The following is a 16,492-nucleotide window of genomic DNA, read 5'->3' as shown; positions in this document are numbered from 1 at the left end:
ACTTGAACACGCGGTCGCCCAGCTCTTCGCGGCGGCGGGCGGTCAGGTCGTAGTTTTCGCCCTTCACGTCCAGACAGAACACGGACCCCTTGTAAGTCAGAAGAGTGGGCACCACGATCCCAACGCCCTTGCCGGAGCCGGTCGGCGCGGTGATGAGGCTATGGGGGATTTCCTCGGTGCCGGGGCGCGTGGACAGAAACTCGCCCCTGCTGCTCGGGCCGCCCAACTTGCCGTAGATCGGGCCAAGGATATTCGCGGTGGTGGCAAGAAGCTCGGCCCGCTTCAGGTCGGCTTTTGTGGACCAACGGGCCGTGCCATGACTGCTCAATGGCTTCTTGAAACCGATGGCTGGCACAAGCACCGTGAGCGCGGCCATGACGCCAAGGCCGACATAGAGGGCCATGCGGAAGGGTTCGCCAAAGTAGCCGCGTGTCCAGGGCGCGAAGTCGAAAACGCGCAGCACTTCGATGTTGGCGAGATCCCCGCCTGTCTGCCACGTCACATATCCGCTGGCGGCGACGACGCCCAGCAAGGCTCCAAGAATAAGCCCGCCACCGGCGAGCTTTGCTATTTCGGTTGTCTGTGCCATGCCCTGCCCTTTACAGCCCGTGGCCGCTGTCGCGGTCCTTGCCTCGGGCCTGTCGCGCGGCAATGTCGCGTTCAGCCTCGGCCATACGCTCGGCGCGGTCTGCCAGCTTCTTCTCGTCGGCGGTCAATGCGCGGGGTTGAGGCGTCGGGGCCGCGTCGGTTGTTCTTGCCTCTGCGGTGTCCGTAGGGCGTTGTGCATGACGGGCGGTGATCTCGCGTTCGGACCGATCCGTTTGAGCCGCTTCGCGTAGCAGCTCGTTCGTGCGTTCAACGGGGATCACTCGGTCGTTCGGACGAACGTATCCCTCTGGCGGGCGCATGATATCTGTTGCCTGATCCCATGCGGCGGAGGCGACGGCGGCATATGCTGGCGATCTCGCGGCAAAGGATTTGAACGCAGCTTCCGCATTCTTCACCTGTTCCTGCCCACGCTCGCGCGCTGGCTGATAGTCCGCATAGCCGTAGTTGAAGTCCGTCTTTTCAAAGCGGTCCTGCAAGATGCGGATCAACGTCATGTCTACTTCGCCAGAACGATCGACACGCACAGGTGTGCGTTCAGCCTGCGGCTGGCGGTCGTCGGCTTTGAAAACAGCACTGATCTGTTCGGGGGATAGGCTGCGCTTGTCGGCCGCGACATATCCGGCAGGCGGATTAGTATTGCCCGCCGCCTCGTCCCATGCCGCTGATGCTACGGCAGCATGATCGGGCGAACGGCTGGCAAACTTGGCAAGGGCCTCACCTGCGCCAGCGACTTGAACCTGACCGCGACGGTAAACCTCGCCCGAATCCGAATACTGGTGCGTCCAATCCACGGCGCGGAACTGGTCGCGCAAGGCTCCAACCTCCTTGACCGAAATCTCGGGCCCCATGCCCGTAGCCCTCTCGTTGGCCTCGCGGTAGACGCGCTGAATTGCCTGATGCGCTTGCGCCAAAGCGGCATTGCGCTGCGACGGAGTTTCTTCGGCCTCGCCGCGCTGGCTGCGTGACACTTCCCGCTCCTGTGCCTCGGAGGCTGCATACTGCTGTGCCAGTCCTTGCGACGGGGCGTCGCCGGAATAGCGGGCAATCATGGCATCGCCGTTGAGTCCCGCCCGTTCGGCAAGCTGTTTCACCTGACGGTCGGCCTCGGCCTTTATCTCGGAATGACGTGGATCGCCATCCTCGCGCATACCGCGATACTGACCGTCCGGGGCCGGTTGCAGATAGGCGCGTAGTGCATCCCGCTCGGGCATCGACGGGGCCGCGTCAGCTTTCAACTCCGCAATCTGACGCTCAAAGCGCACACGGTCGGCTCCGGGCGGGAAACCAGACACAGTGCGGTCCATATCGTTAAACTCATCACGCACAACGGTGCGCGCCTGCTCAAGACGTTCGGCCATAGGGGAAATATCCTTCTGGGTCAGAGAGGTTTTGCTGTGATTGTTGGGGGTAATCTCAAGGCCCTTTGCCAGCCGCTCGGAGGCAGCACGCAACAGGTCGGAAAAAGCCGGATCGGTCGCCTTCAATGCGTTGGCATCCGCTTCCAGGCGGCGGGCATGGTGGACCAAGGCGGCGGCGGCACGGATCGCGCTTTCCTCGGTATGTGTCGGGGCTTCTGGCTTGCGTCCCTCGGCCTGCGCCCGACGAAACTCCGCGTCCGGAACGGCCCGCTGGTGAACACCACGGGTCAAACGCGGTGTGGCCTCAAGGTTGATACCATGCTCAGCCGCAACGCGCACATGCACGTCACGGAAGGTCTGGTAGTTGAACTCGCTGCGCTTGGAGACGGCCAGCCACGTTCCGTTGTCCATCCCGCGCCGATGCACGATGACGTGGATATGCGGATGATCCTTGTCGGTGTGGAAGGCCGTGTAATAGTCGAAACGGTCGCCGCCGAACTTGCCCGATCCGAACATTTCCTGCGCCCAAGCACGCCCCGAGGCTTCGGCGGCGGTGGGGTCAGTGTTGATCGGAAAGCTGACCACGAAATGCGACGTGCGGTCGGCCTTGCCGCCTTCCGTGGGCATCTGCCAGCCGCGCGCCATGGCGGCGGCTTCCTCGGCGTCGATCTCGACGCCCATGTATTCCTCTGAACGGCGGAGCGGCAAATCATCCTGACGGCTAAGATAATCCATCTGGGCCATCAGCCCCCGCGCTGTAGAAGCTCCCCCGCCCTTGACCATTTTGACCACAGATTGCGGATTGATGGCAGGCAATGGCTGCGAGGAATAGGCAGCGCCACCGGGCGAAACGTCCCTGTCATGCGCGGCCTTCAAGGCCACCTGCATTTGCAACATTCGCCCGCCACGGCCAAGTTTCACCTCGGCCCAATCTTCGCCCATGACCGCATCCAGCGCCGAATAAAAGCGCGGGGCCTTGCGGGCATTTGCCAGAAGATCGGGGACGTGAATGCTCACCGCTTGGCCTTCCTTTTGGGGGCCTTTTCAAGCGGCACCTCTGCCGCAATCCGCAGCTTCTCGGCCCCGTCAGACCGGCGCTTGTCGATGTCGAACAGGGCCTGAAGGTAGGACTGCACCCGTGAAAGCTCCTTCCCGAGACGTTGCCGCTCTTCCATGAAGGCGATGAAATCCGGGTCCGTGGTGCGGTTCGCTGCCTTGGCGATCTGGTTCACGTTGACCGCGATGCCTCGAAGCTGGCGGGAAATGTCGGCCAGATGAGCGACGGAAGCCGCATCCTCTTCCAGAAAACCGCCCACCTTGCGGGCCATGATCCGCAATGCGCGGTTCCGTTTAACTCTCAACTTCTCAATCTGAGCGTCAAACTCGGCCAGTTCGGCCTCTGTCAACTTGACGGAAATGGTCTTTGTCGCGACTGCCTTGGACACCACCGCATCAGGGTCAGTCCACTGCCCGCCGATCATGCGGCGCTTCTTCCACGGCTCTTTTTGCTTTTGGTCATCGCTCATGGGCGGAGGCCTTGGTGGGGTGGGTTTCGATATCCATAGCATAAGGTTCTACCTTTGCATATATCCTGCCCCGTACTTAAACCCACCCCTAGGATGAAACTTGCTGACGCAGGAAGCTCCGCTTGAGGGTTGCCACGAGTGGCAACCTGAACCCTTCGGGTATGCGCTGAGAGCCGAAGAGAGGGGGCTGGAGGGGCGTCTCGGGTGTTTGGTAGGGGTAGGGTGCCGACAGAACCCGAACGCGCCCTGAGCGGCGCACAGGGCCGCTTCCGCCGTTGCGTGGCTCTGGCGGGGCAAACATGTCAGTTGAAAAACGGCGTAAGGTGTAAGTCAGGACAATGGCGTAAGGTGTTACCGGCGTAAGCGGGTATGACGCCAAATGTGTCCTAGCGTAAGTTGTCATTCAGCGTAAGGTGGCGTCGTGCTAGATGGGTAGTGCCGTAAACGGCTATCGCGATGTTCTGTATAAAGCGATAATGTGCTATAGTGTTTTCAGGGTTCCGGGCTAACCGCGTTGCGCGACAACATGTCTTGTCGTCAACGAGACAAAGGCGTATTCGGCCAAGATGCTAAACGGGGTTTGACGCAAAGCAGGTGGTGGCGTAACCTGCCTTCGACGTAAGACGACAAGTGGCTTCGGGCGTAATGCGATATGGCGACAAGAGGGGATTTAGATGAAGCTCATTTCATTCGCGTCATTCAAGGGCGGCGCGGGAAAAACAACATCCCTGATGGCAGTCACCTCAGGGCTGGTGCGACGCGGCAAGAAAGTCGTCCTTTTCGAAGCCGACAACAACAATCCGCTGAAGGTCTGGCGGGCCAATGCCCGTCGCATCGGGACGTGGGATGACAGCATCGCGATCTACGACGCGCACGATGAGAAGGCGTTGGCGGAGGCATATGAAGCCGCAAGCAATGAAGGCTTTGACTTCGCACTGCTCGACACGCGCGGCGGTGACTCGGAGTTGAACACCAGCTCGATCCTCAACGCCGATTTTGTTCTGGTGCCTACATCACTGACCCCCATCGACATTGAGTATGTGGTCCGCACTTTGTCGTTCGCGGTGGAAGCGATGAAGCAGGCCGGGGTGCAAATCCCTGTCGCATGTCTGCTCACGCAGACACCTACCGCAAAACAGAAGGCATCCGAGCGCAAGAGCTATGAAATCTTGCAGCGCCTCCCGCAGATGGACGCTCAAATCTCCGACCGCGCAGCCTTTGCAGACATTTTCGCCAATGGCCTCCTGCACCTGCACCATGAGATTATCGCCAAGGTTCCTGCCAAGAAGATCCTCGCGCAGCATGTGTCCGTTGCGATGAATGAAGCGCAGGCTTTGGCCGATGAGCTGATCGACGCAATGACGGAAGAAGAGGCTGCATGATGGCAAAGCAGTTCAAGAAATATGGCGTCGATCACAGCGCGCTTTACGAGGCGGTCAACCGCGACAATCGTTATCACGATGACAAGGCCAAACCCGCACCTGTGCAACAGGAGGGTGTTGCCACGCCGCTCGCGTCGGACACCAGCCCGCCCGTCAAGGCGGGCGATGCCGGTTCGGGCGATGCCAAGCCCGATGTGATCCTGCCGACACCCCCTGTCACGCCGGAACCTGAAGGCGCGCAACCTACTCCGAAAACGCCCCCTCCGGCTCCGGTCGAAAGTCAGCCAAAACAAGAATCCGCGCCGAAGAAAGCGCCCCCCGCCGAAACGGGTGGGACAAATATTCCTGTCCGGATGCGACCGCGATTTCCGGCTGACGGTGTATCGCCAAGCTACGACAGCTTGGCCCGCGACCACGGCCCCGAACTGGCCTTTAAGGCTATTTTCAGGCGGGCGTTCGACGAATACCGCGCCCTTATGGATGCCGGATCACTGCCGAACGGCCCGCGTGATTATGCGATCGGCAAAGGCAGTCATAGCAGCACCAAAATGCTGACCGCTTCGCAGTATCAGCTTTGCATGGAGACTCTGGACCCTAACGGGTTGCTGCCACCCATGACTGTCGGCCGGATCATCGCGGAGCGGGCCTTGGCCCTGTTCTTTGAAAAGGACCGCCGAACAAACGCCGGATAGGGCAGGGGGGACGATGACGGGTATTCATGTTAGTCGCATCGCAGCGGCCAAGGCTCTCGTCTATGCGGCTCATGCCTGCCATCCCGAGGATCGGGAACATGCGCTTATCTCGATCCTTTGCAGGCTCTGGGAGCAGCCGGACGTAGATGCTTTTACGGACGAACATTTGGGCCAGGCGGCGGCCCTCTGGGCGACCTCGGCAACGGATCGCGTTCTGGAAACCTACCTCAAGGCGGTGACGGTCGAAACCGCCCGCCGTGCTGCCGGTGCAGCGACAGGGGCCGAACCGAATAACGATATGCCGCCCGCTTCCGCTCCTGAGCCAGAACCGGAACCCGCAGCGCCGCCAGTTGCTTCACCTGCAAAACCGAAAGAGTCATGGCCGCGTCCGCAGGACCGGCCCGCAGTTGAAGGGGCGGAGACGGCCATGTGCAATCTATACAGTCACACGCGCCCCCAAGACGCGCTGCGCGAAATCTTCCGGAGTTTCCCGGTGGAGGATCGCTTGGGCAACCTGCCGGTGCAGGAGAAGATCTATCCAAACGCGATGGCCCCGATCCTGCGCCATGCGGGCGCAGAGGGGAACGGTCTGGAATTGGTGATGGCGCGGTGGGGCTTGCCAAGCCCCAAACAGTTCCATTCAAAAAATGGCATCGACAAGGGCGTCACGAACATCCGCAACACAGGATCGCCGCATTGGCGCCGGTGGCTTGATCCGCGGTTCCGGTGCCTCGTGCCGCTGACGGCGTTTTCCGAGCCGGTTCACGGCGAAGGAAAAGCATGGTTCACCCCCGCCGATGATCGACCGGCCTTCTTCGCCGGCCTGCACGTTCCGCAATGGACCTCGATCCGAAAGCTGAAGGACGGGGAAACGACTGATGATCTCTATGCCTTCCTGACCACCGAACCAAATGCGGAGGTGGCCAAGGTGCATCCCAAGGCGATGCCGGTCATTCTGACCGATCCCGACGAATGGGACGCATGGCTGCATGAGCCGTGGAGCGTGGTGCAGGAGCTGCAACGTTCGTTGCCGGACGGTGCGCTGTCAATGGAGCTTGTGGCCGCCTGAGGAGCCACAAGCCTCCCGGTTTTCCAAGGCCGCATGGCCGGTCATGGCGTAATCGAACGGCCTATCAAACGGCGAAGGTCGATGGAGCCTTGTGGGAAACCGATAGGAAGTGCCGCGCAGCGGCCCCGGCGCGGGCAGCGCCGGGCGTGGCGCGGCTTGGGCCGAAAGGTCCAGAACGCGCCACGTCAACATGACGCCTCGATCGCATGAACATCCAGAACGCAAAAACCCGCCTCGCGGCGGGTCCGGCGTGAGATGGGGCAGGGGGTCGGATCAATGGTCCCACTGGTCGCGACCATACTTGCGGCCCATGATGGTGATGCGGGCTTTGTCGTCAATCGGGATCAGGCCACGGGTCTGGACCTCGCCCGCCTCGGTGATCGCATAGACGCTGCATGTCACGTCATCGTTCGAAAACCACGGCACCTGAAACCGCCAATTGCCGCGCCCTCCTTCGCGGCTTTGGAAAAAGCCGTGCCAGTTGCGGCATTCGTAACAACCGGCCCACCAGATCGCGCCATGCGCGCCCTTGTTGATCGTGTCGGGAAATAGATCGTCCATCGGTTCGCTCCGGTTGCAGGGGCAGGGGGCGGAAACCGCCCCCTGCCTGTCGCGCTTAGGCGGCCTTCAGCTCGGCCATGCGTTCCGTGAGCATCCACAAGGCGCGGTTCAGGTTGCGGTTCTGGTCGATCCCGGCCACCTCGCGCACGCTGCGGCGGCGCATATAGCCCTTATCGTCGCGAACGTATCCGGTCATGCCACCCTTGATCGTGTTTTCCTGCACCACGTTGAACGCGGTCCAAAGGTCGGTTGCGCGGTCGGCCGTGCGGCGCGGGCGGATGAAGCTCTCGGCCGACACGGGCGCGGCCTTGCCGCCGTCCTCGTGCGCGGCGGGGAAACGCAGGCTGTGCGCGGCTTCGGCCAGGATCGCGCGTTCCTCGTCCTGCAAGGTGATCGCGCGAAACTCCTTGACGCGTTCGGCAATCTGCGGGGCATCTTGCAGAACGCGGTATGCGCCTTCGATGACTTCGCCAATGGCGTTTCCGGAATGGCGAACCTTGACCTCGCTGAAGGTTTCACCCGCCATAAGGCCATTGGAGCAGACGAACCGGAAAAATCCCGGAAGCATCTGATAGGCGCTGGTGCCGTCGTTGGCGTTCACAAGGATGATCTCGAACGCCTCGCCGTCGCCGTTGGTGATCGAGCGGTGGCGCAAACGCAGCATGTGCTTGGTAAACTCGGCCTTGCCCTCGATGCGGGTGCGGGCCTGCTGCGCCATGAAGGGTTCAAAGCCCTCGGCGCGAAGGTTGTTCAGCACGTCGATGGTCGGCACGGGCGCAAAGCGGGCGCTGCGGCTGGCGTGGGCCTCGGCGGCAAAGATGGACGGGACGCGGGCGCGCAAGGCATCGTCGGTCAACGCTTCGCCGCGACCATAGATCGAGCCGCCGTTGGTCATTCCGCGCATGAAGTTCTGATAACCCATAGTCTTTCCTTTCGTGTTGCGGCTGGCGGTTCGGGTCTGTTGCCTTCTTCCGCCGATGGGCTGCGCCTCGCCGGTCTGGTCTGACGAATACGCATGTATTCGGCGGAACAGAGTGGGGAGGGCACAGCCCGACCCACGGGCCTGACCGAGACTGTCCATCGGGCGGAGGCGGGGGGTGGTGCGGCCCGCAGCGCAGCGAGGACACGGCCCCCGCCGGAGCCGACGCGCGCAGCGCGGCGCTTGCCGATTGACCGGCCCGGGCAGGTCTGTTGGGCGGAAACACGAAAAGGAAAAACCGCAGGGCGGGGGTGAGCGCGGCCCCTCGGGCCGCGTCGATCCCCCGGCCTGTCCTTCGGATCAAACCGGAGCCGCGCCGCACGCGCGGCTTGCCCTCGATCTTCAGGACGGTGGAGCTGGTGATGCGTTCTGCAGGAAGATCCCGCCGCGCAAGCGATCGTCACCCGAAGGGCCGAAACGGGCCGCGGCCTCGACCATTCGCGCGGCGCTGGCGCTGGCTCGGAGAGACAGTGCCGGCGCCCTTCGGCGCGAAGGGAGAGGGCGCGAGTCCGGTTCGGGGCGGAGGCCGGTGCAGCCGGCCGGAGCCTAGAGCGCGGTCACTCGGGCAGGGAGGTCCAGGGCGACAGCCCTAGACCGGACAGCACGAGGGATGCGCCATAAGGTTGACGGACCAAACACGAACGTGGAATTAGGTATCCAAAGGAGAACGGACGTGGACATATCAATTTTGATCGGCCAGCGTATCGAGTATGCAATCCGCAAATCCGGGTTGACCTTGGGCGATGCAGAAAAACTGTTCGGTATCAGCAAAAGCGCGTTGTCTAATTATATCAATCTTCACCGCACACCCAAAGCAGACTTTTTAGCCCTGCTCGTGTCGAAGTTGAACGTTGATGCTCAGTGGCTTCTGACCGGCACCTTCACGCGGAAGCCGAACCTGCACGATCACATGCGAGTTTTCCGAACCTATCAAATGGCCCGAGATGCTTTTCTGGCGGTCGAAGCTGCGTCGCTTCCTTCGCAGGTGTCGGGGGCCGTGCTTGAGGACATACGAGCGGCTGGCGAGGCGTTGCACCAGCTCGGGGGCATGGACGCGATGCACGCGGCGATCCAGAATTTCTTTCCGGACGACAGCGGCCGGACCTATCGGGCCTCGGGCATCCTGAACGATCTTTGGGACGGGATCGGGGAATGGCAGCGGTAGGAAAGGCCCGCCCGAAGGGCGGGCCGGACGCCGTTAGGCGTCCTTGTCCTTCCGTGGCTCGGTGAGGTCGCGGGCGTAGCTGACTTCGACCTTGAGGAAGCCCGGAACGCTTAGGGCGACGGAGACGCTGATTTTCGCCTTGGTGGTGAGGGATTTCAGGATCGAGCGCAGAGTGGCGAGGATCTTGGTCATGATGGTAGCTCCTTTGAGTGAGTGTCGATTGCGGCTCAAAGTGGCGAAGGCTTTAAGGACTGGCGCACCCGCAGGGTCGGAACGCAGTGGAGAAGGGCGCAGCCCTTGCGCCGGTCCGGGCCGTAGCAAACTGAGCAGCAATAAATCGACAGTCACTCAAAGGAGCGGCGGGCCATCAGGTCGGATGCCCAAAACGGCGCGCTCGATCCTGAAATCCCGGTGGTGGCGGGTCAGCTCCGGTGCTGCGTTCCGGGCTTTCTCAAGGTCGGGGGCCGCATCGCGGCCCCTCCACGCAAGGACGCAAACCGCTGCGCCAGCGGTTTACCACAACCGCCTCGCCTCCCTTCGCGCTATGGGGGCGCGTCCGGCTCGGCGGTTGCAAGCCCCGGCAAAGCCGGGGTGGAAAACCGCCCCTCAAACCGCAAGCGCGCCGCCAGGTGCGCTTTCTTCTTCCCGCGCAGCGGTCCCGCGCGGACAGCGCAAGGCCGGTGGCAGGGACGCCCTTTGGCGTTCCTGTCATCGGGCACCATGACCGCGAACGAAAAGAGGGGCCTCGCGGCCCCCCATGTCGATCAACTGCGCTGAATCCTTATGATCTTGGTATGCACCCGCGCCGCGCTGAAGGTGTCGGGGGGCAGGGTTTCCAGATGCTCGGCCTCGGGGTGGTCGAACGTGACCGGCACCAGCGCGACCAGTGTTGCAGGCTCGGCGTGTCCGCCTCGGCCCAGAAGGGCCAACGCGGCGGCAACATGCTTTCGCACGTCGCGGAAAGGCGGATTCATGATGACGCGGGGAAACTCGGCCGCGCCGCGCACCTCGTCGGCATATTCCAGAAAACAGCGGTGCAGCGTCGGGCCGATCCCGCGCAGCGTGGCGGCAAGGGCGTGATGCCGCTCGATCAGGGTCAGTTCGCGCGGGCTGTGTCCCGACGCGATCAGCGCCCGAGCAAGCTGGCCGGTCCCGGCGCTCGGCTCAAGGGTGAGATAATCGCCCACGGGACCGAGATAATCGACCATGCGCCGCGCCACGGCGTCGGGGGTGACGTGGCATTCCGTGGCGCGGTCCACCGCGATCACCTCGGGCACGGCGTCCAGCGCCAGGGCGGGCGCGTCCCGTCGCGCCCTGACCGGAATGGTCAGGGGCTTTGCGGGGCGGCTGTAGATGGCGGGGCGGGTCATGCCGCGGCCTCCATATCCTCGACGCTTTCGGGCGTGTCGTGTTGTTTCTGGTCGGTGATGAGGATAGCCGCCCATCCGGCCATATAGCGGGGGCCTTCGTGCTTCGAGTTCGGCGCGATCCGCACACGGAAGCCGCCGCAGGTCGAAAGGCGGGTGCCGCGCTGCTCGGCGTAAATCTTGGCATATTCCGCTTTGGTCATTTCGACTTGGGGCAGGTTCTCGGCCTCGCGGCGGTGCGGGTTCACCACGGAAACCATGCCGGATGGGGCTTTGTAATTGAGGATCGGGGGCTTGGCGTCCTTCTTCGCGGGGGGCAGGTAGCCGCAGGACTGCATCAGGTCGCGCCATTCGTCGGCGGACAGTTCAAGGCTCGATCCTTGGGCGATATGCGCGGGCAACGGGGCTTCGCATTCCACCGCGAAAAGGTCGGTGTCCAGCTTCGCGCCCTTTGGCTTGTCGGCCCCGTGTTCGCGGACGAACATTTGCAGCATGGTCGGGGTAATCTCGCCCTCATAGCGCGGCACCTCGCCCAGCATCTCCCGTTCATAGGACAGGCGATTGAGGGTGTGCATGATCCAGCGGGACAGGTTGCCGCTCTCGATGGTCGAACGCGCCCCCGCCATAGCCTTTTCGCGGGCCTCCTGCGGGGTCATCTCGCCGCGTTCAACTACGGAATAAAGGTTGTAAGCGCAGAAATCACCGCGACCAAGGGCCATGCGGATAAGGTTGTCCGTGGTCAGCTTCTCCCACGCCGCAAGGGCCTTGTGCGCGGTGTTCAACCGGCGTTGCAGGTCGCGCAGTTCGGCCAGAAGCGTGTGAATCCGCCGCGCCCTCACCTTCGGATCGTTCTTGTGGTTCGCGTGAGCCTCGACGCCTTCGGCCCGATAATGCCAGTAGCCGATTGCCTTGTGAGCCTTAGCGGCTTTGTCCTGCGCGCTGTGCATCCGCTCTTGCGTCTTGCGGGCCTTCCGCTCGGAATGGTGGCCCACAAGGATCGGCTGCCCAAACTCGAAAGCGCGGGAAAGTTCATTGGCGGCGCGGGAATAGGCGCTGGCCTCGGCGGCGCGTTTGTCCGCGATGGCGTCCAGCCGGTCGGCTTTCATCTGGGCGCGTTCGGCCAAGGTCATTTCTTCCGGCTCGATCTCGCCCGCCAGTTCCAGCGCCAAATCCTCGCGGGCGCAGGACCATGCGGGGGCCACGAAAAGCTCCTGTTTCGGTGCCCATTTGAAACCGGCATCCTTCACGCGCTGGAAAGTTTCGGCATCGAGACGGGCGGAAGCATAGAGGCGGATTTTGTTGTCCTCGGGCGAGTAGGTCGCGGAAATCGTGGTCATCTGGTCTTTCCTTTCGTGTTGCGGCTGGCGGTTCGGGTCTGTTGCCTTCTTCCGCCGATGGGCTGCGCCTCGCCGGTCTGGTCTGACGAATACGCATGTATTCGGCGGAACAGAGTGGGGAGGGCACAGCCCGACCCACGGGCCTGACCGAGACTGTCAATCGGGCGGAGGCGGGGGGTGGTGCGGCCCGCAGCGCAGCGAGGACACGGCCCCCGCCGGAACCGACGCGCGCAGCGCGGCGCTTGCCGATTGACCGGCTCGGGCAGGTCTGTTGGGCGGAAACACGAAAAGGAAAAACCGCAGGGCGGGGGTGAGCGCGGCCCCTCGGGCCGCGTCGATCCCCCGGCCTGACCTTCGGATCAACCTCGATCCCGGCACGATGCCGCGATCTCTAAATATGATAGCCCGACCTGATAAAACAGGGACTTGCGGCTCAACTATGAGGAATCAGGACTGAACCTGTAGTTCTGTCGCTGATGAAGGCTCATAGATCGACCTCGCAAAAGCGACCGTCACCCGAAGGGCCGAGATCGCCCCCGGCCGACGACCATGCGGGCGCGGCGCGGGCTGGCTCATGGAGACAGTTCGCGCCGCACTTGGCCCGCAGGGAGACGGATGGGGGAAGCTCGGGGCGTAGGCCGGTCTTGCCGGCCGGAGCCTAGGGCGCGGTCCCTCGGGGCGGGCGGTCCAGGGCGATAGCCCTAGACCGAACGACACGAGGGATTTGCCATGATACTATCTCGCGCATTGCCGGTAGAGGCATCTGCAATCTAAGCTGTGTTTGGTTCGCATAGCAGGTTTTGCAATGATCTTTGAGGGAATGATCGCTTTCGCTGCTGCTCTGGCTGTGCTTTGGATTTTGGCCGGCGCTGCGCGCGACACAAAAGGCAACCGGACGATTATCAGAAATGACCTGAAAAGGCTTCTTGGTAAGAAGAAAGGGAAATCGGTCGAACAGCCTAAGCGACGACCGAAATCAGAGAACGTCCTTGCCCCTTACGATTCGTCATATTCGTCACACCTGATCCGCCTGCGCGAATGGTATCACCATAAGTAAGACGGTCGGTAGGGTGTCATCGGCCAAACCTTTCCCCGTCGCGCACGGCGCGGCGTTTCCGTTCTTCCGTGTTTACCTGCATCTTTGCGGCAAACGCTTTATGCGCTTCATGTGGGCTGACAGGTTCGGGCCAGTCGTAGGCGTCCAGATCGGTTGGTTTCTGACCGGGCCGGTAGAAGAATATCACGTCCAGAACGGCGATGACGGCTCGGCCGCAGCCATTCAACACCCGTCTGACTATCTTCATCATCCGCTCCGATTGGCATTTGGCACGACAGTAAAGCGGCCCCGCCAGGGGCCGCACGTCGCCCTATGGGGCGACGTTGGGCAGGAAGCGCCCGATCGCAGCGAAGATCGCCACGGCCCCGACGATCATGCCGCCGATTTTCAGCGTCAGCCGATGCTCAAGCAGGTTCATCTCGGATTTCAGGTCCGATTTGGTGACAAGCTCCTTGGGCGTGCTCTCGACGGCAAGCCCAATCAGAACATCAACTTGTTCGTCACCGAACCCGGCCGTTTTCAGCTTCCGTGCGAACTGGTGGGTATCGAAGTGCATCATGTCGGCCATCTGTGGCTCCTCTCGACTGAATATAGGTTGAAAACCGGCTGAAAGCTACTGACCCGCAGCGCGGTCGCGGGCATACGGACACGGCAGGTCAAGGATCGGGCGCAGCCCGACTTGCAAGCCGCGCTTCTTCAGCGCGGCGCCGTCCTTGAACGCTGTGGTAGAATGACAAGACCGTGTGGTGGGTCACGCCTCGCCCGTCGCCGTCAGGCGGCGGTTAACAGCGAGGCTCCTTCGATGGCGCAACCGGATCTCGGCCGACAGGCCCGCGGCGCGCGCAGCGCCGCACCTGTCTGGTCTTGGGCACCGCCCAGGACAAGGCAGGTGAACTTGACCGGATCGACCCGTCCAGAAAAAAGGCCCTGCCGAAGCAGGGCCGAGGTTCCAGTTAGCCGCAACTGGAAAAGTCTACGCGAGGGAGTCTAGGCGGTTTTCCGGCCTATCTCAACCGCGCGTCTAGGCGAGGTGGAAAGGTTCGGGCTGATCTTCGAGCCACGAATAAGCCTTGGGCATCCATGACGGGGCATCAGGATATTTTGCCCGCAATTCCCGCAAGCGGGCGGCGACGATCGACAAGCTGCAATCGTCATCGCGCAGGTTGTGATATGCCTCTGCGACAAGCAAGGCGGCATCGGGGCCGGGTTGCGTTCTGGTCAGCATCCGGCCTTCCAGAAGATTGCGGATGACAAGCATCCCTTCGCTGAAAAGAGCTTCGTGCTTCGCCATCGGTCCTGTCCCTGTGTCGTCGGAATTGTCTTGCTGCCATGCCGCTTCGTAGGGAAAGGCAGGGCCGTATCGGACGCCATCTTGTTCAAAACATCCGGTGATGCCCAGAAGCCATGCGCGATGCGTCTGCGTTCCGGCTATCAGCTTGCGAAGGCGGCGGGGCATCCGCCAGCCGCCATATCCCGCAAGATAGATGCGATGATAGATATTCCTCATGGGTCCACCCTTTCTTGCGGGTTCGTGTCACGCAAGGCGTTTTCGCTGTTGGGGCATCCAGTCAGCGATCAAGCCGGAACCGAACAAGCCACGAGGGGCCAAGCCGATTGCGTAGGCGGTGAAGAACAGGCTCGGCGCTGGCGTTCATCCATTGCTTTCGCAGTTCCGCTTTCCAGCAACGCCCATGTTCGGCTGCGAAGGCCCGCAACGCGTTCTGTTCCTCGGCTGTCACGCCGTCCGCTGCTTCGGCGCTGTCGCGGGACTGCGCTTCGATACGGCGATACAATGCCTCGCGTCCGGCATCGAGCATGGCGCGGGCGTCAAGATGGGCAAAGGGTTTCCAAAACAGCGCGCGGGCTTCCGGGGTCTGCTCGATCCCGGCGCGGCGTTCAAGTTCTCCGATGGTCTCTCCGATGGTCTCTCCGATGGTCATGTCAATGATCTCCTGTCTGGCGGAAAGCGGGGATGCCGCTTTCCGTTGGGGCAATCCGGTTTTAGGATGCTAGGCGGTGTCAGCGTCTCCGGCCGTGGCGGGGACGTGACCGATCAAACGACCGTTGAACGGTCGGACATATGGCGAATCCAGCACTTGGCTCGGCGTCATCTGCCACGGAAACAGGATCGCCTCGCCGGTGTCGGTAATCGAGAAGATCCAGCCTCCGGTTCCATGCTCCTTGCGGAAAGCGATTGCGTCATCCGTATTCTCAAAATGGCGATAGGTTTTGAACGGTCCCTCGATCATGTCAGCTCCTATAGGCTCGTTACGCCAAGCACCCGCATGATCCGGCAGCGGACGGGTTGAACAATGATGCGGGCAAGGGGTGGCGGGGCCGTATGCTCGATGATCGTCACGGAGTCGTTCAAACCCCAATAGTTGCGGAGTCGATTGATTGCCTCACGCCATTCAGGCGGCATGGGACCGCTATCAATCGTCTCCTGCCAAAGCAGCCTGACCGACGCGAGGGCGACGGCTTCGGCTTCGACCGCCGACAGGGCAATCTCCGTCTTGATGTTGCGCTCGTCGTCTACGGTCGTGATCGTCCAGATTTTCATGTTCTCGCTCCTGTCTGGCGGAAAGCGGGGATGCCGCTTTCCGTTGTGGTTCATGCGGTGGGCTATGCCTCGGGGGCGTCCAGCAGGTGACAATCGGACAGGGGGAAAACCTCATTGTCCCGAAGGCGGCGCACAAGGGCGAGGTGTCCACCAACGATACGCGTGGTGCGGAACACGCCACGGCGATAGGTGGCGTAGTCGCGGGGAAGCCATGCTTCCACGCGAACCTTGGTGCCGGAGGGGTGCATCCGAATGATCGAGCCGACCGGAATGGTGCCGATCTTGCGGACGATCCCGCCCACCTCGCGCATCGTGAATCGTTGCGGGTTATACTGGTGCAGCATGTCGCGACCCTCCCTTCAAACCTGAATGTCGTGGCGAAGGTCGCCGTTCTGATCGAGCCAAAGCCGCGCCTTAGCGCAGGCGAAACAGACGCATGTTCCTACGCCGTCCACGGTGACGGGGCCGAAGTATACAAGCGGGTTCACGACCGAACACTTGCGGCATGTCAGCGTCGGCATGACAGGGGCAGTTTCCTCGACGGTGAAAACTACGGCTTCATCCTCGATGGTGAAGGGAACGGCCTTGGTCAAAAGCTGCTCGACGGCCTGACGCGGAACGCTCGGGAACACGTCAGCGATGTAGCGGGTGATCTGCGGGCGGTCAGCCTCGAAGGCATAGCCATTGATTGCCCACGCGATCACGCCGGGGGTGTGGCAAGCGGGCGAGGATTGAAGGCGGTAGGTGGTGGAGTCAGCCATTTGGCATTTCCTTTCGTGTTGCGGCTGGCGGTTCGGGTCTGGTGCCTTCTTCCGCCGATGGGCTGCGCC

Annotated in this window: 21 protein-coding genes; 5 read left to right on the top strand and 16 right to left on the bottom strand. The window is 62.2% G+C overall.

Annotated elements, in window-relative coordinates:
- The 3 genes from CDV49_RS18160 to CDV49_RS18150 form a co-directional block, all read right to left on the bottom strand.
- Positions 1–589, bottom strand: a 589-nt coding sequence (locus CDV49_RS18160; protein WP_179209264.1) for a type IV secretory system conjugative DNA transfer family protein, incomplete at its 3' end; no start/stop codon positions are given.
- A 10-nt stretch (positions 590–599) separates the two neighbouring features.
- Positions 600–2,984 carry a relaxase/mobilization nuclease domain-containing protein gene (locus CDV49_RS18155; protein WP_088216795.1) on the bottom strand — a complete coding sequence of 795 codons (2,385 nt, stop codon included), beginning with the start codon at positions 2,982–2,984 and terminating at the stop codon, positions 600–602.
- Positions 2,981–3,493 (bottom strand): DNA mobilization endonuclease VirD1/MobC family subunit, encoded by a 513-nt coding sequence (locus tag CDV49_RS18150; protein ID WP_256947399.1) that lies wholly within the window; start codon positions 3,491–3,493, stop codon positions 2,981–2,983. Before CDV49_RS18150 ends, CDV49_RS18155 begins: the two co-directional genes overlap by 4 nt.
- Before the next feature lie 674 nt (positions 3,494–4,167).
- On the opposite strand from CDV49_RS18150, the gene CDV49_RS18145 reads away from it, so the two are divergent.
- The 3 genes from CDV49_RS18145 to CDV49_RS21020 are packed head-to-tail and all read left to right on the top strand — an operon-like array spanning position 4,168 to position 6,636.
- Positions 4,168–4,875 carry an AAA family ATPase gene (locus tag CDV49_RS18145; protein ID WP_088216793.1) on the top strand — a complete coding sequence of 236 codons (708 nt, stop codon included), beginning with the start codon at positions 4,168–4,170 and terminating at the stop codon, positions 4,873–4,875.
- The gene (locus tag CDV49_RS18140) at positions 4,872–5,567 is read left to right on the top strand and encodes a VirC2 family conjugal transfer protein (RefSeq protein ID WP_088216792.1); all 696 of its coding nucleotides are present in this window, start codon (positions 4,872–4,874) and stop codon (positions 5,565–5,567) included. Before CDV49_RS18145 ends, CDV49_RS18140 begins: the two co-directional genes overlap by 4 nt.
- Positions 5,568–5,580: 13 nt before the next feature.
- Positions 5,581–6,636: an SOS response-associated peptidase gene (locus CDV49_RS21020; RefSeq protein WP_306424958.1), complete on the top strand. Its 1,056-nt coding sequence runs from the start codon at positions 5,581–5,583 to the stop codon at positions 6,634–6,636.
- 273 nt (positions 6,637–6,909) lie between these two features.
- Here the strand turns inward: CDV49_RS21020 and CDV49_RS18130 are convergent, their stop codons facing one another.
- Both CDV49_RS18130 and CDV49_RS18125 read right to left on the bottom strand, forming a co-directional pair.
- A complete protein-coding gene (locus CDV49_RS18130) occupies positions 6,910–7,197 on the bottom strand; it encodes a hypothetical protein (RefSeq protein WP_088216791.1) in 288 nt (95 codons plus the stop codon).
- A 55-nt stretch (positions 7,198–7,252) separates the two neighbouring features.
- Positions 7,253–8,119 (bottom strand): DUF932 domain-containing protein, encoded by an 867-nt coding sequence (locus CDV49_RS18125; RefSeq protein ID WP_088216790.1) that lies wholly within the window; start codon positions 8,117–8,119, stop codon positions 7,253–7,255.
- A gap of 730 nt (positions 8,120–8,849) precedes the next feature.
- Here CDV49_RS18125 and CDV49_RS18120 point away from each other — a divergent pair.
- The gene (locus tag CDV49_RS18120) at positions 8,850–9,341 is read left to right on the top strand and encodes a helix-turn-helix domain-containing protein (protein WP_179209263.1); all 492 of its coding nucleotides are present in this window, start codon (positions 8,850–8,852) and stop codon (positions 9,339–9,341) included.
- A 33-nt stretch (positions 9,342–9,374) separates the two neighbouring features.
- Here CDV49_RS18120 and CDV49_RS20555 read toward each other — a convergent pair whose 3' ends face one another.
- The 3 genes from CDV49_RS20555 to CDV49_RS18110 form a co-directional block, all read right to left on the bottom strand.
- Positions 9,375–9,533, bottom strand: coding sequence for a hypothetical protein (locus tag CDV49_RS20555; RefSeq protein ID WP_179209262.1), 159 nt, complete (start codon positions 9,531–9,533; stop codon positions 9,375–9,377).
- 572 nt (positions 9,534–10,105) lie between these two features.
- Positions 10,106–10,711, bottom strand: a complete 606-nt coding sequence (locus CDV49_RS18115) for a methyltransferase type 11 (RefSeq protein WP_088216788.1) — start codon at positions 10,709–10,711, stop codon at positions 10,106–10,108.
- Positions 10,708–12,045, bottom strand: a complete 1,338-nt coding sequence (locus CDV49_RS18110) for a DUF3560 domain-containing protein (RefSeq protein WP_088216787.1) — start codon at positions 12,043–12,045, stop codon at positions 10,708–10,710. Before CDV49_RS18110 ends, CDV49_RS18115 begins: the two co-directional genes overlap by 4 nt.
- Positions 12,046–12,850: 805 nt before the next feature.
- On the opposite strand from CDV49_RS18110, the gene CDV49_RS20315 reads away from it, so the two are divergent.
- On the top strand, positions 12,851–13,102 hold the full coding sequence (locus CDV49_RS20315; protein ID WP_143413204.1) for a hypothetical protein: 252 nt from the start codon (positions 12,851–12,853) through the stop codon (positions 13,100–13,102).
- A 16-nt stretch (positions 13,103–13,118) separates the two neighbouring features.
- On the opposite strand, the gene CDV49_RS18105 is transcribed toward CDV49_RS20315, so the two are convergent.
- From CDV49_RS18105 to CDV49_RS20550, 8 genes are all read right to left on the bottom strand, one after another.
- Positions 13,119–13,349 carry a hypothetical protein gene (locus CDV49_RS18105; RefSeq protein ID WP_143413203.1) on the bottom strand — a complete coding sequence of 77 codons (231 nt, stop codon included), beginning with the start codon at positions 13,347–13,349 and terminating at the stop codon, positions 13,119–13,121.
- 63 nt (positions 13,350–13,412) lie between these two features.
- Positions 13,413–13,670, bottom strand: coding sequence for a DUF1640 domain-containing protein (locus CDV49_RS18100; RefSeq protein ID WP_088216785.1), 258 nt, complete (start codon positions 13,668–13,670; stop codon positions 13,413–13,415).
- 453 nt (positions 13,671–14,123) lie between these two features.
- Positions 14,124–14,558 (bottom strand): hypothetical protein, encoded by a 435-nt coding sequence (locus tag CDV49_RS18095; RefSeq protein WP_143413202.1) that lies wholly within the window; start codon positions 14,556–14,558, stop codon positions 14,124–14,126.
- A 112-nt stretch (positions 14,559–14,670) separates the two neighbouring features.
- Positions 14,671–15,042: a hypothetical protein gene (locus CDV49_RS20310; protein WP_143413201.1), complete on the bottom strand. Its 372-nt coding sequence runs from the start codon at positions 15,040–15,042 to the stop codon at positions 14,671–14,673.
- A gap of 69 nt (positions 15,043–15,111) precedes the next feature.
- Positions 15,112–15,351, bottom strand: coding sequence for a hypothetical protein (locus CDV49_RS18085; protein ID WP_088216783.1), 240 nt, complete (start codon positions 15,349–15,351; stop codon positions 15,112–15,114).
- An 8-nt stretch (positions 15,352–15,359) separates the two neighbouring features.
- Positions 15,360–15,662, bottom strand: coding sequence for a hypothetical protein (locus CDV49_RS18080; RefSeq protein WP_088216782.1), 303 nt, complete (start codon positions 15,660–15,662; stop codon positions 15,360–15,362).
- 62 nt (positions 15,663–15,724) lie between these two features.
- The gene (locus CDV49_RS18075; RefSeq protein WP_088216781.1) at positions 15,725–16,006 is read right to left on the bottom strand and encodes a hypothetical protein; all 282 of its coding nucleotides are present in this window, start codon (positions 16,004–16,006) and stop codon (positions 15,725–15,727) included.
- 15 nt (positions 16,007–16,021) lie between these two features.
- Positions 16,022–16,423 carry a hypothetical protein gene (locus tag CDV49_RS20550; protein ID WP_179209261.1) on the bottom strand — a complete coding sequence of 134 codons (402 nt, stop codon included), beginning with the start codon at positions 16,421–16,423 and terminating at the stop codon, positions 16,022–16,024.
- Between the last annotated feature and the right edge of the window lie 69 nt (positions 16,424–16,492).

Source organism: Haematobacter genomosp. 1 (assembly GCF_002196855.1).
Taxonomy (GTDB): Bacteria; Pseudomonadota; Alphaproteobacteria; order Rhodobacterales; family Rhodobacteraceae; genus Haematobacter.
This window is presented reverse-complemented; position numbering and strand designations above follow the sequence as displayed.

What these genes read in the sequence shown, in the direction of transcription:
- CDV49_RS18150 (WP_256947399.1), bottom strand. Translation starts at nt 3,493, where the DNA reads ATGAGCGATGACCAAAAGCAAAAAGAGCCGTGGAAGAAGCGCCGCATG.
- CDV49_RS18145 (WP_088216793.1), top strand. Translation starts at nt 4,168, where the DNA reads ATGAAGCTCATTTCATTCGCGTCATTCAAGGGCGGCGCGGGAAAAACA.
- CDV49_RS18140 (WP_088216792.1), top strand. Translation starts at nt 4,872, where the DNA reads ATGATGGCAAAGCAGTTCAAGAAATATGGCGTCGATCACAGCGCGCTT.
- CDV49_RS21020 (WP_306424958.1), top strand. Translation starts at nt 5,581, where the DNA reads ATGACGGGTATTCATGTTAGTCGCATCGCAGCGGCCAAGGCTCTCGTC.
- CDV49_RS18130 (WP_088216791.1), bottom strand. Translation starts at nt 7,197, where the DNA reads ATGGACGATCTATTTCCCGACACGATCAACAAGGGCGCGCATGGCGCG.
- CDV49_RS18125 (WP_088216790.1), bottom strand. Translation starts at nt 8,119, where the DNA reads ATGGGTTATCAGAACTTCATGCGCGGAATGACCAACGGCGGCTCGATC.
- CDV49_RS20555 (WP_179209262.1), bottom strand. Translation starts at nt 9,533, where the DNA reads ATGACCAAGATCCTCGCCACTCTGCGCTCGATCCTGAAATCCCTCACC.
- CDV49_RS18115 (WP_088216788.1), bottom strand. Translation starts at nt 10,711, where the DNA reads ATGACCCGCCCCGCCATCTACAGCCGCCCCGCAAAGCCCCTGACCATT.
- CDV49_RS18110 (WP_088216787.1), bottom strand. Translation starts at nt 12,045, where the DNA reads ATGACCACGATTTCCGCGACCTACTCGCCCGAGGACAACAAAATCCGC.
- CDV49_RS20315 (WP_143413204.1), top strand. Translation starts at nt 12,851, where the DNA reads ATGATCTTTGAGGGAATGATCGCTTTCGCTGCTGCTCTGGCTGTGCTT.
- CDV49_RS18105 (WP_143413203.1), bottom strand. Translation starts at nt 13,349, where the DNA reads ATGAAGATAGTCAGACGGGTGTTGAATGGCTGCGGCCGAGCCGTCATC.
- CDV49_RS18100 (WP_088216785.1), bottom strand. Translation starts at nt 13,670, where the DNA reads ATGGCCGACATGATGCACTTCGATACCCACCAGTTCGCACGGAAGCTG.
- CDV49_RS18095 (WP_143413202.1), bottom strand. Translation starts at nt 14,558, where the DNA reads ATGCCCCGCCGCCTTCGCAAGCTGATAGCCGGAACGCAGACGCATCGC.
- CDV49_RS20310 (WP_143413201.1), bottom strand. Translation starts at nt 15,042, where the DNA reads ATGACCATCGGAGAGACCATCGGAGAGACCATCGGAGAACTTGAACGC.
- CDV49_RS18085 (WP_088216783.1), bottom strand. Translation starts at nt 15,351, where the DNA reads ATGATCGAGGGACCGTTCAAAACCTATCGCCATTTTGAGAATACGGAT.
- CDV49_RS18080 (WP_088216782.1), bottom strand. Translation starts at nt 15,662, where the DNA reads ATGAAAATCTGGACGATCACGACCGTAGACGACGAGCGCAACATCAAG.
- CDV49_RS18075 (WP_088216781.1), bottom strand. Translation starts at nt 16,006, where the DNA reads ATGCTGCACCAGTATAACCCGCAACGATTCACGATGCGCGAGGTGGGC.
- CDV49_RS20550 (WP_179209261.1), bottom strand. Translation starts at nt 16,423, where the DNA reads ATGGCTGACTCCACCACCTACCGCCTTCAATCCTCGCCCGCTTGCCAC.